Source organism: Streptosporangium sp. OZ121, from assembly GCF_051918885.1.
Lineage (GTDB): Bacteria > Actinomycetota > Actinomycetes > Streptosporangiales > Streptosporangiaceae > Streptosporangium.
On the sequence record NZ_JBPXMC010000099.1, the window covers coordinates 1 to 817 of the forward strand.

The 817-nt window shown below is 70.6% G+C and carries 1 protein-coding gene; it reads right to left on the reverse strand.

Annotated elements, in window-relative coordinates:
* On the reverse strand, positions 1-817 hold an 817-nt coding region (gene groEL / locus ACTOQ1_RS42885; protein ID WP_440074371.1), incomplete at both ends, for a chaperonin GroEL.

The window sequence follows — 817 nt, forward strand, 5'->3', positions numbered from 1 at the left end:
AGAAGTCCATGTCGCCGCCGCCGGGCATGGCGGGGGCGGCTCCGGCCTTCTCGGGCTTCTCGGCGATGACGGCCTCGGTGGTGAGGAACAGCGCCGCGATGGACGCCGCGTTCTGCAGCGCCGAACGCGTCACCTTGGCCGGGTCGATGATGCCCGTCTCGAACAGGTTGACGTACTCGCCGGTGGCGGCGTTGAGGCCCTCGCCCGGGGGAAGGTTGCGCACCTTCTCCACCACGACGCCGCCCTCGAGGCCGGCGTTGACGGCGATCTGCTTGAGGGGCTCCTCCAGCGCCTTCTTGACGATCGCGGCGCCGGTGGCCTCGTCGCCGAACAGCTCCAGCTTGTCGAAGGCCTTGGCGCCGGCCTGCAGCAGCGCCACGCCGCCGCCGGGGACGATGCCCTCCTCGACGGCCGCCTTGGCGTTGCGCACGGCGTCCTCGATGCGGTGCTTGCGCTCCTTGAGCTCGACCTCGGTGGCGGCGCCGGCCTTGATGACGGCCACGCCGCCGGCCAGCTTGGCCAGACGCTCCTGGAGCTTCTCGCGGTCGTAGTCGGAGTCGGTGTTGTCGATCTCGGCGCGGATCTGGTTGACCCGGCCGGCGATCTGCTCGGCGTCGCCGGCACCGTCGACGATGGTGGTCTCGTCCTTGGTGACGATGACCTGGCGGGCGCGACCCAGCTGGTCCAGGGTGGTGGACTCCAGCTTCAGGCCGAGGTCCTCGCTGATGACCTGGGCACCGGTCAGGATGCCGATGTCGCCCAGCATGGCCTTGCGGCGGTCACCGAAGCCCGGCGCCTTGACCGCGACCGAGCGGAA